Here is a 16127-nt window from a genome sequence, read left to right on the forward strand (position 1 = left end):
TACTTATAGCAAAAAATCAAAAAATTGAAAACCCATAGACGATGATTGTGTAGATTTGCTATAATTGCGTAGACAAAAAACGTTCACAATTCAAGCAGATTTGAGTTCATTGGTTTGGCCAGACAGGTACATGATGAGAATTTCTCTCTATTAATGTAAGCGCTAACTGGAAGTTCAGTCAACACAAAGGCAATGAGAAGTAACCCATTACGGGAAATCGAAATGTCGAGTTGAAGGAGGCTGGCAAGCATGAGTCAAGCACATGGTGAGATGCTGCAAACGGTTGTGTCTGAATCTAACCTGGGCGATTACACAGAGGCCCGAAGCCGGTTTGATTGGGAATCGGTGGAGAGGCACTTTACGTGGCACGCCAGCGGAAAAGTCAACATGGCGCATGAAGCGATCGATCGTCATGTACTGGAAGGAAGAGGCGGGAGAACGGCACTGTTATACAGTGATGCCTCGCGTGAAGAAGCGTATACTTTTGCTGATTTGAGCGAGCAATCGAATCGTTTTGGGAATGTCCTGCGCAAATATGGCATTGTCCGGGGAGACCGGGTATTTATTTTCATGCCGAGAAGTCCTGAGTTATATTTCAGCCTGCTCGGTGTGTTAAAAGCAGGAGCCATAGCTGGACCTCTTTTTGAGGCTTTTATGGAGACGGCAGTCAAGGATCGGTTGGAAGATAGCGGGGCCGTAGCCCTCGTCACAACTCCAGAACTGCTAGGACGCATTAAACGTGCGGAACTGCCGGAACTGAAGCATATCTTTGTTGTCGGTGGAGGTACCCAGACCGAGGAGGGTTTAATCGACTTTGACGCAGAGATGTCTGCAGCCTCGGACGAAATGGAAGTGGAATGGCTGAATCGTGAGGATGGTTTGCTTATTCACTATACATCGGGCTCTACGGGCAAGCCTAAGGGTGTCTATCACGTCCAAAATGCCATGATTCAGCATTATTATACAGGCAAGGTCGTTCTTGATTTACGGGAAAATGACGTGTACTGGTGTACGGCTGACCCCGGATGGGTAACAGGTACCTCTTACGGAATTTTTGCTCCGTGGCTGAATGGAGTGACCAATGTTATTCGTGGGGGCCGGTTCAGCCCGCAAGATTGGTACAGCACCATTGAGAAAAATAAAGTCAGCGTCTGGTACAGTGCCCCGACCGCGTTCCGCATGCTGATGGGTGCAGGGGACGAGACTATCGCACAACATGATCTCAGCAGCTTGCGGCATGTAATGTCGGTTGGAGAACCGCTCAATCCGGAAGTGGTACGTTGGGGATGGAAAGCCTATGGTCAGCGAATTCATGATACCTGGTGGATGACAGAGACCGGAGCCCAGCTGATTTGTAACTATCCTGAGATGCCGATTAAGCCTGGCTCCATGGGGCGGCCGCTGCCCGGAATTGAAGCAGCCATTATTGATGATCGGGGACAGGAGCTCCCTCCATATAGCATGGGAAACCTCGCCATACGTACGCCTTGGCCATCCATGATGGCGAAGATTTGGAACAACCCGGCCAAATACGATGAATATTTCAGGCTGTCTGGCTGGTATGTATCCGGGGATTCGGCGTATATGGACGAAGAAGGGTATTTCTGGTTCCAGGGCCGGATTGATGATGTAATCAATTCTTCCGGGGAACGTATTGGTCCGTTTGAGGTGGAGAGCAAGCTCGTAGAACATCCTGCCGTTGCAGAGGCCGGAGTCATCGGTAAGCCGGATGTAACGCGCGGTGAGATTATTAAGGCGTTTGTAGCGCTGCGTGAGGGTTATGAAGCGACTCCTGAGTTGAAGGAAGAGATCTATCGATTTGTAAAAGAGGGCTTGTCTGCTCATGCAGCTCCGCGAGAGATCGAGTTTAAGGAGAAATTGCCCAAGACTCGCTCCGGTAAAATCATGCGACGTGTGCTGAAGGCTTGGGAGCTCGATTTGCCGACAGGTGATCTGTCCACCATTGAAGATTAATAACCGAACACGCGGCACCTGTATTTTAAGACCAAGCCTGATTTGCGTAAGATGCAGATCAGGCTTTTTATAATATGAAGAAAAGCCCCCATCCTCTAATGATGAGGGTGGGGGCTTGAAAAACGAGCGTTACGGCAATCCTTACGGTTGATAAGGAACGGCAACGGAAGGTTCGGATTCTCCTACACTGTTGCTGGCGGATACTTTGAACCATCCGCTTGTAGAGGCAGGTACGCCGTAATCCATCGAGGTACCTGATGTTGTTCCGATCTTGGTATAAGGGGCAGAGCCTGTTTCACTGTAATACACGGCATAGCTCTGTACACCATCGCTCTCCGGATTGGATGCCCATTGAATGCGCAATCCCTGGGAGAGAGCTGCTACGCTAACCTGTCCAGGGGTACCTGGAACAGTGGTCGCGGCGTTATCGTTCTCATTCTCTTCCGGCTCAACGATGGTTCCGGGAACGTTGATCGGTTCTTTTACTTCTTCATCCGGGAGTGGATCTGCCATTCCTGCACTGCTAACCGTAGCACTAGGAGAGGACTCTTTGCCGGCTACATCGACAGCAGTGACATAGAAGGAGAAGTTCCCGCCTTGTGCGTATGCTGTAAATGATCTGGACTCACCTGTCAGGACAACCTGGCCCTGGTTCTGGAAGCCGGCACCATTTACGGAGCGATACAAGCGATATCCGACAACGTCATTTTCAGGTGTTGCGTTAAATGTAATTACAGCTTTGCCATTGGCAACGGAGATCCTCACATTCCCTGGTGCATCTGGTGCCTTGCCATTGTCTGATCTCGGATCGACTTGTGTTGGCATATCTTCATCCGCATCTTCTGGCAAGTAATAGGCAAGAGATTCGTGGCGGCTCATCCGTGAGAAAGCGTTTTGCAATTCCTTGATCAGATCGGAGATCGGTTTCTTCCGTTTAATAACCGTCTTCTCCTTCAGCATATCGCTAGGTGTTTCATCACGCGGGATGTAGTTTACACCATTGTAGGTAATGTATTTCGCTTTGGCGACACCATCATCACTATCTTTGGGAATAAATTTGCTGTTGAAAATATCGGTTACAAATTTATCAGTCAGTGATGTTGGCAATTTGCCGCTATAAGCAGATACCGTGCGTGTTTCAATGCCTGATGGTTTCTTGAATGAGTCTGTCACGAACAGTTCCTTGTCGGTTGCAACGACTTCATTCATAATCTGAGACCAGAGCTGCTGGGCACGTTTACGCTGAGATTTGGTTTCAAGGGTGTTAACAGGCTGTTTGTATCCAACCCATACACCAAGCGTAACATCAGGTGTATAGCCTTCAAACCAGACATCCGCATAGTTTTGCGTTGAACCGGTTTTTCCTACGACAGGTGCACTTTTCGTATACTTATACGTTTCGCGTACCTTATCCGCAGTACCTTCGGTAATTACGGTTCTTAACATATCTGTCATGAGGTACGCCGTCTGTTCGGAGAATGCCTGGACAGGCTCGGATTCATGCTTATAAACGATATTTCCTTTGGAGTCCACAATTTTGCTAATCATGTATGAGTCGTTATATACCCCATTGTTCGCAATAGCTCCGTAAGCATTCGTAAGTTCTTCCACGGTTACACCGTACTGGAGTCCCCCCAGAACACCAGTCTGAGCCTGATAGTCTTGCTGCTGAATGGTCGTTATGCCAAGCTTCTTGGAAAATGCCCAGGCTTTTTCGATCCCGACGTCTTCATTAAAGAGTTTTAGCGCAGGAACGTTCAGGGAATAGTTCAGTGCTCTACGAGCGGTTACAAGTCCCTGATAACGATTGTTCGCATTCTTCGGAATATGGAACCCGTTAGAGCCTCCATCCTTAAGGATGATCGGTGAATCATCAATGATGGACGCTGGTTGAACCAATCCTTCTTCCAGAGCAGGCAGATAGGCGGCAATAGGCTTCATCGTTGAACCTGGCTGACGAACCATCTGGGTTGCGTAGTTCATCTGTTCATCCTGGAAGCTCCGGCCTTCAATCATGCCCAGAATAGCTCCGGTTTTGTGATCAATCATGATGGCTGCAGTCTGTTCTTTTCCTTTTTTGGGATCATCCGCAGCAAAATTGCTGTCATTCTCGGCAATGGTACGCATGGTTTTGTACACACTTTTGTTAATCGTTGTGTATATGCGATATCCACCTGTACGCAATTGCTGCTGAGCTTCTTCGAGCAGCGCACTGCTTTCCTTTTGAGTCCCATCCTCGGTAGAATCTGAACCCTCGGAAGTTCCTTCAGCGGCTGTGTCTGTATTCATTTGTTTCATCAAAATTTGTGCAGCCTGGCGTTCGGTTTCCATCATAAGATATGGATAAGTGTTGTAAGCCTTGACGGTCTTCGGTGCCAGTGAACTCTTAATATCAAAAGCAAGAGCTTCGTCATACTCAGTTTGATTGATTTTGCCAAGTTCAAGCATACGGCGTAAAACCAGATGCTGGCGGTTGATTGCACGCTCAAAATTATCCTCCACAAAGTCGCCTTTTCCGTTAAAGGCAGAGTAAGAGGAGGGGAGCTGAGGCAAACCGGCAAGATAGGCAGCCTGAGCCGTATTTATTTTCTCCAGATCATTAATGTTGAACAATCCTTTGGCAGCTGCCTTAATCCCATACACATTGTATCCACTGGAGCCATTACCAAAAGGAACTTTATTCAGATACGCGGTCATGATCTCGTTTTTGGTCAGGAATCGTTCAAGTCGCAAGGAGAGCAAGATCTCTTTCACTTTGCGGTCTTCGGTACGATCCAGATTCAAGAACACACGCCGTGCCAATTGCTGAGTCAGCGTACTTCCGCCTGTTTGCACAGACTCTTTCAGCACCTTCTGTTTCACGGCTCGGAGCGTACCGCTCATATCTACACCTTTATGTTCGTAAAAATGATTGTCTTCAATCGATATGACAGCATCAATAACTTTCTGTGGTATCTGGTCGAAGGTGACCGGACGCCTGTCTTCTTCCGTACGTAATTGACCGATCGGGCTACCGTCGGCAAAGTAAGCAAAGCCTGTGATGGAGTTTTCGCTGACTTTTTGCTCAATCAGGGCCCTGGAGCGGACGGGCTCGTCTTTTACAATGGAACTGACGTATCCCATCAGAGCACCGCCTACAAATAGCGCCCCCATGAATCCCAGGACAACCATCCATTTGACGACACTGCCCAGTCTGCGGGCGAAGCTGCGCTTGCGGGCAGGCTGTTCATCGGGCTTTTTCTTATTAACATCAACCATTCAGTGTCTTCCTCCTTTTAACAGCACTTATTATAGCATAAAAAGGCGGGTTTGCATGCCTGAGAAATACAAGCAATGGTCGAAAATTGCCATTATTTTGGTTTATGTTATTTATTATGCCTGGTTGAGTACCATATCATGAGGATACAAGAAGATGTTCGGTATAAAGTGGAGGTGCTTTCCGGCAGTCTGATTTATTATATTGATCCAAGTGTAAAGTTTGCTTTACATTTTTGGAAATAGAATGTATGCTTTGTGTAAAGCAAGCTTTACAAATTAGAGTGAGGTAATGATACTGGTGAAGAATAAAATTGAGATCTACCGTCGTGAGCTTAACATGACGCAACAGGATTTGGCAGAGAAAGTTAAAGTATCACGTCAGACCATTATTTCGCTGGAGAAAGGGCGATATAATCCGTCGATCTTGCTGGCTCATCATATTGCCCGGGTATTTCAAAAAAATATTGAACAAGTTTTTATTTTTGAGGAAGAGGGGAATGGACAGTGAGGAAATGGACTCTAGTTTCTATTGCTATGTGTATCATCGGCTTGCTTGTTTTTTCGATTGCTCTTTATCAGAAGTTTGCGTTGAATAATCCTGATTTGTCGTTCGCCATGCCGTTGGGATTTGGTTTACTGGGGTGTTCCATTCTAAACTTTATCATTTTGACAACGGACAAAAAAGGGACTGGTCAGGCTAGGCACTCCGAAAGTGACGAAAGAGTAATTTCACATTGTAAATCTTCATTTTCACTCGGATTTATAGTCATGATATTAGTGATAATCACAATTCTGGTAATATATCAGTTCGGAATCAGAATAGAGGTGTTTGAATCAGCAATCATTATCATGATGAGTGGTATTTTTTCATCTCTGACGTACTTTGTCTATAAGTTCCTAAAGTATTAAGATCATCACATATCTGTTATGTTTTTCTGACTAAAACATTAAAAAAAACAGCTGCCGAGAAAATCTCGACAGCTGTTTGATCTGAAGCTTTAATGTCAATCCAACGATTAACGGTTGTAGAACTCGACGATTTGTTTTTCGTCGATATCTTGGGACAACTCCGAACGCTCAGGCAGACGGATGTATTTACCTTCTACAGCAGTGTCATTGAATTCAAGGTATGCTGGAAGATGCGAACGGTTTTCCAAAGCTTCCTTAATGGAAGAAAGACCGCGGCTTCTTTCGCGCAAGCCGATTACATCGCCAGTGCTTACTTGGTAAGAAGCGATATCGACTTTTTTACCGTTTACTGTTACGTGACCGTGGGATACCAACTGACGTGCTCCTGCACGGGAGTTAGCAAATCCAAGACGGTATACGAGGTTGTCAAGGCGGCACTCAAGCAAGAACATGAAGTTTTCACCCGCGATACCTTGCATTTTTTGCGCTCTAGCAAACAGAGTGCGGAATTGTTTTTCGCCCAAACCGTACATGTGGCGAAGTTTTTGTTTTTCTTGCAACTGCATACCGTAGTTGCTCATTTTTCTGCGTTGGTTAGCTCCGTGCTGACCTGGAGGGAAAGGACGTTTCAATTCTTTGCCTGTTCCGCTCAGGGAAATGCCGAGGCGACGGCTCAATTTAAATTTAGGACCAGTGTAACGTGCCATGTTTATAGTAGCTCCTTTTTAGTTAAAGTTCATATAGGGCTCTGTTTGCGCTCCAATTTGTTGATGCGGGCAAGGCCACACATACGTCAATCAGGAAAGTTCAGCCGCTGTCCTGAAAGCAACAAAAAGAATGAGGGTGACACAACCGGTAATGCCCAAATTTAAAGACCCATTAGTAGTCTTCATCAACAATTTATATTACAGTTTAAATGAGACAAAGTCAAGAGTAGGAGAAAGGCAAAAAAAAGTCTAAATTTGTCGATAGGTCATTAGGCCCAAAAAAATGGGACGATTTTCTGAAATATGGATGCAAAAAAGATTTAAAGAGAGTAAAATAGAATGTATCTTAACTTTAAATGATCATGTACATTAAGGTTATCATAAGGTTTTTGCAGGTTTGCGATAAAGTCTGCAGATTAATGCATCCCTTTAAAGGGTGCAAAAACGGTGCAAAGGAGCGCCTGACATGTTAGAACATCTAGGAAGTTTACCGGCCAGCATGCATTCGCCAAGTTCGGGCGATTCCGCATCTTCTGCAGCTCAGCGTAATGAGCATGCGTTCTGGATGCAGCAAATGGATATCACACCTTTTGATTTTTCATATTTGAAAAACTTGCTGCAGCAAGCCTATACGGATTGGCTGACTCAGCATGATTCAAACTGGAACGGATCATCTGCGATCTACAGCGTGTGGAATACAGAAGGTAATTGTGTAGCGACGACCGCCGATGAGTCTATGGACAGGCCTGTATCAGGTCAGACGGTAATGAAGTGTCTTGAAACTGGAAAGGCGCAATCATTGCGGGGTTCAGATGAATACGGGGATTTCCTATACATTGCCGAGCCTTTGTTTTCCAGACTCAACAAGGATATGTTCGCCGTGTTTACTGCCTTTTTTTACGAGCCTAATCGATATGAAACGTCTGAAGAGATTGTTCGATCTGAGGCAGCGCATTATCGTACTTGCTTTTACCGAAGATTTGAATACATATTTATGGCGGATCTGCTAAAAGCTCATGAGCAAACGGCGCGTGAAGAGCATCGGAGGTCCATTCTTTTTCAGATTGTCCAGCGGATGCATGACAAAATGGACGTGGATGCCATATTGGACGAGGTATTTGACAGTATCGATTATTTGTATCCGACCACACACATGAATCTGTACATGTCCCAAGATCGCAACAGTTCCAATCCGAGAATCAGACCCTTGCTTGTCCATGAACATGGGGAAGATATCTGTCTCCGTTCATTTAAAGATGGACAAACGATAGTAATCCGGTCCGATCAGGGGGAGAATCGTATTGTGGAGGTTGGACTTCCGCTCAAGGGGAAGCAGGGCATCTATGGTGTATTTCACATCGAGATGAATGACGAGCTCATGGAAGAGCCCGACTTGCAACTCATCACCATGATGGCGGATATGGCAGGAACCGCTTTTGAGAATGCCAAATTGCATGAGCAATCGAACATGCTGATTCAGGAACTTCGTCTAATCAATGATTTGACACAACGTCTAAATAAAAGTCTGCAGCTAAAAGAGATCTATCAAATTGCCGAGTTGGAATTAAAGGACATTTTTCAAGCTGAATCCTGTTGTATTCTTCAATTGAATGACACCACGAATCGTTTCGAGGTGATGTCATCCAGCATTGGAGAACTGCGTCATAAATCCTTTTCGCTGGATTACGGTATCGCGGGTCTGCTGTATCAGACCGAAGAACCGCTCATTCTGTCCAATTATGCACAGTATACCAAAGTGTCTTCCGTATTTATGGAGATTACCAGCTCCATGTCACTTATGGCTTCACCGATTCGAGTGAATGGTCAAGTGAAGGGAACCATTTTGCTGGGCCATCCCAAACAGCAATATTTCTCATACGATAATTATCGTCTGCTGCAGATGCTGTCCATTCACGTAGGACTGGCTCTATCGAATGCAACGCTGCATGCGGAGGTTCGCCGTTTGGCTAACCTTGATATGTTGACTGGATTGTACGTCAGACATTATCTAGATAGTGTCATTCACGAAAAGCAGGCCCATGAATTCTGTGGTTCATTAATTGTGGTTGATATCGATCAGTTTAAACAGGTGAACGACACATTTGGCCATCAAACCGGGGACCAGGTGTTGAAACAGGTTAGTGATATTGTTAAATCCGCCGTTCGTTCCGATGATATCTGTGCCCGGTGGGGTGGCGAAGAGCTGGCCATTTATGTGCCGCAGCTGGGGATCCGCCAAGCACTGGAGTTTGCAGAGGTCATACGCAGTCGAGTAGCGGAGGAAACCAGGCCACCCGTAACCGTATCCAGTGGTATAGCCGAGTGGAACTGGATGGATGACAAGGTCAGTGTGGAATCATTATTTTACCGGGCGGATATGGCGCTGTACGAGGCCAAACATAACGGACGCAACCGGATTGTGCTGGAAGACCAGGAAGTTACACGCTAAGAGAGAACAATTCCATGGATTGGAGTCGTTCTCTCTTTTTCTTTTGCAGCAAAGTTTGCGTTGCTGTGAAGTATAAGGGTATACAGGAGGGGCAGGCTATGGAGAACCTTGGACGGAAGGATGGATTGTACATGATTACAAGACAGCGTATGCGTACATTAATGCTGCTTTTGAGTATTGTTATCATTTCTGCACCAGGCTGCACGCTGATACAACGTGAACGCACTCCGGAAGAAGTTTTCTCCATGGCCTTATCCGGAATTGCAGGTAAGGAGAAGCTGGATTTTGTAGGGGAAGCAGGGTTGAGACGAGAGAGCAGCGGACTTTTTGAAAATCAATTCAAATTCGAAGGGAAGCTGGAGAACCATGATCAGTTAACGTTGCAGACACGACTTCCAGGAGCCGTCACTGCAGCAGGATCAGGTAAGCCAGACGGCATGAGTACCGCTTCCACTAATCGGGCTGCCCAACCAAGCGGCTTCAGCGCTTCTTTTCAGCGAAAAAAGGGACAATGGGAGGCGTTGACTTCAGAGCAAGAACCACTCCGTGGCTCGCTGTCCCGTTACAACCCCATTGCCCAATTGGAGAATATTGACCGGATGAACAAAACGATAAAATCCGAATACGGTTCTGGTCGAAGAACACGGATCCTGCGGATTGAACTGGCACCTGAAGATGCCAAGGTCTGGGCCACGACCCAGTTGAATGACGAGATGAACGCGATTAGGGCAGAATATATGCATAGGGCGAGTAATTTCAAAGGGACAAGCAAGGCGAAGCTTGAGAAGGAATTGAGCCGGGTTTGGCAGCAGGGTGAAGCCAGTATGGAGCAGATGATGAAACAGGCCAAAGTGCAAACGGTATATCATCTTACCGTGGATCGCAAGACCAGTTTGCCATTGCGCCTCTCTTCGGAAAGCCAGGTGACGTACCAAGATGCAAGCAACAAAAGCAATAAAGAAGCTCTGGTGATGGATGTTAATTTTAAAACATATGATTAGACGGTGGGGTCTGCCTGCTGACGGGATTGCTGTAGCGTGCTACAATAGTATCGTAATTTACCGTTGTTCAATTTTTGAATGGCAGATGACAGGAGGATTTACGAGATGAAGGACCCACGAATTCAGAAACTTGCAGCTAACCTGGTTGGCTACTCTGTAGATGTACAGCCTGGCGAGAACGTGCTGGTTGAGATGATTGGATCGGAACGTGATCTGATCAACGCTATTATTGAAGAAGTAGGCAAAAAAGGCGGCAATGTTTTTGTACAGCTGACCGACAAGACAGTACAACGTGCCATGTTGAAAAATGCTACAGAAGAGATGATGAAAACCTGGGCAGAGATTGACCTGAACCGCATGAAACAAATGGATTGTTATATTGGTATCCGTGCAGGCGAAAATGTGAACGACCTGTCCGACGTGCCGGAAGAAAAAATGAAAATGTATAACTCCCTGTATTCCCATCCGGTACATAGCGAGCAGCGGGTTAAACATACGAAATGGGTTGTGCTTCGTTACCCGAATGCCAGCATGGCGCAGCTTGCGAATACCAGCACGGAAGCTTTCGAAGATTTCTATTTCGATGTGTGCAACCTGGATTATGCCAAAATGGACAAAGCACAGGATTCCCTGGCTAACCTGATGAACCGTACGGACAAAGTTCGTATTACAGGACCAGGAACGGATCTGAGCTTCTCCATTAAAGATATCGGTGCAGTGAAATGCTCCGGTCAAAAAAATATTCCTGATGGCGAAGTTTACAGTGCGCCTGTGCGTGATTCTGTAAACGGAACAATCAGCTATAATGCAGCAACCCTGTATAACGGCGTAACATTTGAAAACATCAAGTTCACTTTCAAGGATGGCAAGATTGTTGAAGCGACAAGCAACGATACAGAACGCCTGAATGAGATTCTGAATTCTGATGAAGGTGCACGTCATATTGGTGAATTCGCAATTGGCTTCAATCCGCATATTCTGCATCCAATGAAGGATATTCTGTTTGATGAGAAAATTGCAGGCAGTCTGCACTTTACTCCTGGGCAGGCATACGAAGAAACGGACAATGGAAACCGTTCCTCCATTCACTGGGATCTTGTGTTGATTCAGCGCCCAGACTACGGCGGTGGGGAAATTTACTTCGACGATGTGCTGATTCGCAAAGACGGCATCTTCGTGATTCCAGAGCTGGAATGCCTGAATCCGGACCAATTGAAGTAACAGCGGGATTTTGCTGTTGCTAGGAAAGCGGATTCACGGTATCATGTAGTGGTAATTAATAGATGATACCAAATGTGAAAAGACGGAGGGATTCCTATGTCGAGTAATAACGCGGCTGTAGTGGAAATTGCTCAAACAGCAGGCAAGTTTACTTCTTCAATCGTGCTTCATTCGGAGAACAAGTATATTGATGTGAAAAGTATTCTCGGTTTGTTTACCACGCTGATCAGCACACACAGCTATGAACTTCACGTTCATGGACCAGATGCAGACGAAGCCAAAGCAGCCATGTCAGAAGTATTTGCCAAACATGGCCTGAATGTAAGCATCGCATCCGAGTAATCATTCCAGGAAGCATCTCCGCCTGTATTGGCGGGGGTGCTTTTTCGTGTACACAAATGTACAGGTTCTGTGAGTCCGTTGCCAAGGAGTTAAAATACGTGCTGTCCAACCCTTCGTTTTAAGTGGTTATTTTGGTCAGGTTCTTGTATTAGCTCCTGATTTCGTCTAATATTAGAGGTAGAACGTCTTTACGCGATTTTTGGGACATAGGGGGGAAAAATGCATGACTTCATCTGATCTGCAGGACCAGCTGAACATGAAAGCGATCAGTCTTCTTCAAGAAGATGCAGATAAAATACAGAAGCTTATTGAAGTACAGATGGAGAATCTGGCTACCCGCTACTGCCCTCTCTATGAGGAAGTATTGGATACACAGATGTATGGGTTCTCCAAGGAAGTCGATTTTGCTGTTCGTGCAGGGCTTCTTCCGGAAGGTGCTGGTAAGCAGCTGGTAAGCGCGCTTGAGCGGAATCTGGCAATTCTATATGAAGCTTTGAACAAAAAGAATGAGCAATAGCCTGCTATCGTGCGGGTCAGAATAGAAGGCATGCAGGAGTTTTGCATGCTTTTTTTGTGTGTTTTAACGTGTGACAATGATAGAAGGGCTCTATAAGCCGAGCATCAAAAAAGCAGTCCGGAAACGAGTCTCCGGGCTGCTTTTGATATTCGCTATTATGTCTGAATTTATATTGCTTTTAAGGTTATACCAGGAAGAAGGATACCCCCAGAATAATGTACACAACCAGCAGGAGCAGTCCCTCATACCAGTTCGTTGAACCATCCTGGGTAATCGACTTGGCGATAAAAACGGATACTCCAATGGCAACGAGCTCAATCGTTGTGAAGACGATATCCATGGTTCTGCCCATGAAGTAACTCACAAAAATCAGCACAGGTGCAACAAAAAGTGCGATTTGCAAGCTGCTGCCGACTGCAATCTCTACAGCGGCACCGATCTTGTTTTTCATGGCAAGCATAATGGCTGCACTGTGTTCGGCCGCATTACCGATAATCGCAACCAAAAATGCACCAACGAACAATTCGCTCAGACCAAATTCTTCGGTAAATACCTCGAGAGTACCTACGAGCCATTCACTGACAAAAGCTACCATAACCGTGGCGATAACCAGGTAAAGGATTGATTTTTTCTTGGACCATGCCGGCGCATGTTCATGCGGCAATTCTTCGTCTTCATCGACAGTGACATCTGCAAGATAATTCTTGTGTGTTACCATCGAGAATAAGAGCCAAGCGATATAGGCAATAATCAACAGCCCTGCGACAATCAGGCTGAGCGTATCTGTGTCCTTTTGAGTAATGGAGTGGGTATTGAGAAAAACAGCCGGAATGAAGAGGGCAATAATCGCCACGATCATCAGAGAGCCGTTTAGTCCCGCAAGGGAGACGTTGTAATTTTGAATTTTAAACTTGAGTCCTCCGGCAAAGATGCTTAGCCCGAGCACCAGCAGCAGGTTTCCGATAATGGAACCGGTCAGGCTGGCTTTGACCATGTCGAATAATCCTTCTTTGACCAGGAAAATGGCAATGATCAATTCGGCAGCGTTGCCGAACGTTGCATTCAAGAATCCGCCAAGCCGCTGTCCGGCATAATGCGCAACATTTTCGGTGGCTTTCCCTAAAAAACCGGCCACAAAAATAACCGAAATGGCTGAAATCACAAACTGCAGGATCGGATTCCAATGCAGATAGTGGGCAATGGCGCTGAGGGCAAAGGTGACAATCAGCAAAATGGATGAAATCCGGTTTCTCACAACAAACACCTCGGTTAAAATTATTTTGTTTTAAATGACAATGAAAGCCTTATGAGATTATTTTCATATTTCAATATAACCAAATGGTGGTAGGTTGTAAACGCATGTTTTCGAGTTTAATTTGCTTTTTGGGGTGGAAAGGATTTAAAATACGAGTAACGAAGTGAAGGAGGATGTGGCATGGCAGAACAACTTCAACTAGAAGGCGGTAACATCCGGATTGCCGATGACGTGGTGGCGAAAATTGCCGGAATGGCTGCGATGGAGACACCCGGGATTGCCGCAATGTCTGGAGGATTGTCAGAGGGCTGGGCCAAACGTCTCAGCGGTAAAAACGTACAGAAAGGCGTAGGCGTTGAGGTCGGCCAACTGGAAGCAGCCATTGATCTGCGCATCATCGTCCTGTACGAGACACCGATTCATGAAGTATCCCGTATGCTTCAACAGAATGTGAGAGAAGCGGTAGAGACCATGACCGGATTGCGCGTTGTCGAAGTGAACGTGAAGGTAGAAGGCGTATCCTTCAAAGGCGACGACCTGTAAGGTATTAACCTCCAATTTAACTGGAGAGCAGATGATCGTTGGTGTTCTTTGAGCTCCAGTTAACCCAAAAAAGACTTCACATCCCTAGGATGCGAAGTCTTTTTTTATTCCGGTACACCTGTTAACGAATGCGCCGAATGGATTTGGAATCCCGTGAACGAAGAGCCGGAGAAGTACGTGTTTGTGTTTGTACCGTTACGGACTTGGTTCGCTCTTCTTTAATGACGTCCTGGTTATTGGTGCGCGAGATACTGAGCAGAATACCCATGGCCACCATCATCACAAAGAGTGATGTACCTCCATAACTGATAAACGGAAGGGTAACCCCCGTCACAGGTATGGTCTGGGTCACACCTCCAATGTTAATGAACGCCTGAATGGCGATCAATCCCATGATTCCGATACCCACCAGCGTTCCGAACGGATCGGGACAGCGCAGAGAAACAATAATGCCTCGCCAGATAAAGTACAGATAAACCAAAAGGAATAGTGTACTCCCCAGGAAACCAAGCTCTTCACCGATTACAGAGAAAATGAAGTCATTATACGCATTCGGCAGATAGTGAAGCTTCATCGTACCTTGTCCAATACCCGAACCGGTCATTCCGCCATCGCCGATAGCCACAAGGGAGCGGAAAAGGTTGAGACTTCCACCACTAGTGTCCGATAACGGATCAAGGAATGCCTGAATACGCCCGATCTTGTAATTCTGCTCGGCAGAGGCTGCAGTAGTACTGTCAACAGCGTCTGAAGGAGACATGGAGGAGAAGAGGGCATTCGCGCCGAGTGCAAGTGCCCCTCCCAGAACAACTAGCAGGATCGAACCCATAATATGCTTCATGCTTGCTCCGCCTGCATAGATGACGAGACCACAGGTGGAAACCAGAATGAAGCAGGTACCGAAGTCCGGCTGCAGCATGATCAATCCTGCAATGAATCCAACAATAACAAGAACCGGGATATAACCTGTCTTGAGGTCCCTGAAGCGCTCTCCTTTTTTGGTGATCAGTGCAGAAAGGTATAGTATTATGGCAATTTTGGCGAACTCCGCAGGCTGAAGACTAAAGCCAAAGATGCGGATCCAGCTTCGTGCACCGTTCAACATTGCGCCTGTAACAAGTACAAGCACTAGCAATACCGTGGTAAACAGGAAAAAAGGTGCATAAAGCTTCTTGTATTTATTAAAACGAATGTTCATGGCAAAGAACATACCAACTAAACCGATAACCGCCCACATGAGTTGTTTTTTCGTGAAGTATAGGGGATCATTGTTAAAGCTACTGTTTGCAATTGCAATGCTGGAACTGGAGCTGAATACCATCAGCAGTCCAAAGCCCACTAACAATAAAGTGAGGATTAGCAGTTGGAAATCCGGCGTGCCTCTCTTCGTTTTCGTTTGGGCCGATTGTTGTTTCATGGTTTGGCCCAGCCTATGCTTCCAGCAGTTCTTTGAGCTGCTGCAATTTTTGGGCTGCCAGCTTCACGACTGGCTGCGGAACGGTAGAGTCATAATCGAGACCGTGCGGAAAGGTTGCTTTGCCAAGGTAAACAGCCTCGACAGAGAGCACGGTATCTGGTTTTTCAAGTTTGCCATCTACTACACGGGTATTAATACGTACAAAGTATTCTGAGTTGGTGTTGTCATCTTCAATTTTGTAGTCATATGTAGCACGGTAATACTCCCATTGCCACCGGACAAATCCGACTTTCTCGGCGCTCTCATCCAGGTATGCCAAGTCGCTTTTCAAGCCATCCAAGCCTGTATTCTCAAAAATCATAAGCGTCTGATCCTCCTCATAGCTTCCGAGTATAATTCTCGTGCATTTCTCTAGTTCATGATAGTATGTTTCCCCTTCCCGTGCAAGCTTTCCCAAGGCGTTTCGTATCGGTTTTCTTCCAATTCTGCTACAATATACAGCAATAGGTTTGAAGAGGATGGTTCGGACTTGAT

General features: G+C 46.1%; 13 protein-coding genes. 8 read left to right on the forward strand and 5 right to left on the reverse strand.

What is annotated here, in order from left to right; translation table 11 throughout:
* The first annotated feature begins 249 nt into the window (after positions 1–249).
* Positions 250–1974 carry an acetate--CoA ligase gene (gene acsA, locus MH144_RS12500; protein WP_239300222.1) on the forward strand — a complete coding sequence of 575 codons (1725 nt, stop codon included), beginning with the start codon at positions 250–252 and terminating at the stop codon, positions 1972–1974.
* A 141-nt stretch (positions 1975–2115) separates the two neighbouring features.
* Here the strand turns inward: acsA and MH144_RS12505 are convergent, their stop codons facing one another.
* Positions 2116–5232: a penicillin-binding protein 1A gene (locus tag MH144_RS12505; RefSeq protein ID WP_239300224.1), complete on the reverse strand. Its 3117-nt coding sequence runs from the start codon at positions 5230–5232 to the stop codon at positions 2116–2118.
* Positions 5233–5530: 298 nt separating this feature from the next.
* Here MH144_RS12505 and MH144_RS12510 point away from each other — a divergent pair, with 298 nt between their 5' ends.
* Positions 5531–5740, forward strand: a complete 210-nt coding sequence (locus MH144_RS12510; protein WP_095359399.1) for a helix-turn-helix transcriptional regulator — start codon at positions 5531–5533, stop codon at positions 5738–5740.
* Positions 5741–6248: 508 nt separating this feature from the next.
* Here the strand turns inward: MH144_RS12510 and rpsD are convergent.
* Complete coding sequence (gene rpsD, locus MH144_RS12515) at positions 6249–6848, reverse strand: 30S ribosomal protein S4 (protein ID WP_239300226.1); 600 nt, start codon at positions 6846–6848, stop codon at positions 6249–6251.
* A gap of 466 nt (positions 6849–7314) precedes the next feature.
* Here rpsD and MH144_RS12520 point away from each other — a divergent pair, with 466 nt between their 5' ends.
* The 5 genes from MH144_RS12520 (at position 7315) to MH144_RS12540 (ending at position 12378) form a co-directional block, all read left to right on the forward strand.
* Positions 7315–9297, forward strand: coding sequence for a sensor domain-containing diguanylate cyclase (locus tag MH144_RS12520; protein WP_239300228.1), 1983 nt, complete (start codon positions 7315–7317; stop codon positions 9295–9297).
* A gap of 98 nt (positions 9298–9395) precedes the next feature.
* Complete coding sequence (locus tag MH144_RS12525) at positions 9396–10298, forward strand: hypothetical protein (protein ID WP_239300230.1); 903 nt, start codon at positions 9396–9398, stop codon at positions 10296–10298.
* Positions 10299–10403: 105 nt separating this feature from the next.
* Positions 10404–11519: an aminopeptidase gene (locus MH144_RS12530; protein ID WP_239300232.1), complete on the forward strand. Its 1116-nt coding sequence runs from the start codon at positions 10404–10406 to the stop codon at positions 11517–11519.
* 96 nt (positions 11520–11615) lie between these two features.
* The gene (locus MH144_RS12535) at positions 11616–11861 is read left to right on the forward strand and encodes an HPr family phosphocarrier protein (protein ID WP_095290222.1); all 246 of its coding nucleotides are present in this window, start codon (positions 11616–11618) and stop codon (positions 11859–11861) included.
* Positions 11862–12084: 223 nt separating this feature from the next.
* A complete protein-coding gene (locus tag MH144_RS12540; protein ID WP_095290224.1) occupies positions 12085–12378 on the forward strand; it encodes an Fpa/YlaN family protein in 294 nt (97 codons plus the stop codon).
* Positions 12379–12562: 184 nt separating this feature from the next.
* On the opposite strand, the gene cax is transcribed toward MH144_RS12540, so the two are convergent.
* Positions 12563–13633, reverse strand: coding sequence for a calcium/proton exchanger (gene cax / locus MH144_RS12545; protein ID WP_239300234.1), 1071 nt, complete (start codon positions 13631–13633; stop codon positions 12563–12565).
* 180 nt (positions 13634–13813) lie between these two features.
* Here cax and MH144_RS12550 point away from each other — a divergent pair, with 180 nt between their 5' ends.
* On the forward strand, positions 13814–14176 hold the full coding sequence (locus MH144_RS12550) for an Asp23/Gls24 family envelope stress response protein (RefSeq protein ID WP_095290227.1): 363 nt from the start codon (positions 13814–13816) through the stop codon (positions 14174–14176).
* Positions 14177–14297: 121 nt separating this feature from the next.
* Here MH144_RS12550 and ftsW read toward each other — a convergent pair whose 3' ends face one another.
* Both ftsW and MH144_RS12560 read right to left on the reverse strand, forming a co-directional pair.
* Positions 14298–15593 (reverse strand): putative lipid II flippase FtsW, encoded by a 1296-nt coding sequence (ftsW, locus tag MH144_RS12555; protein WP_110759251.1) that lies wholly within the window; start codon positions 15591–15593, stop codon positions 14298–14300.
* A gap of 13 nt (positions 15594–15606) precedes the next feature.
* Positions 15607–15954 carry a YugN family protein gene (locus MH144_RS12560; protein WP_095359371.1) on the reverse strand — a complete coding sequence of 116 codons (348 nt, stop codon included), beginning with the start codon at positions 15952–15954 and terminating at the stop codon, positions 15607–15609.
* Positions 15955–16127 lie beyond the last annotated feature (173 nt).

Origin of the sequence: Paenibacillus sp. ACRRY (assembly GCF_022346995.1) — a bacterium.
GTDB lineage: Bacteria > Bacillota > Bacilli > Paenibacillales > Paenibacillaceae > Paenibacillus.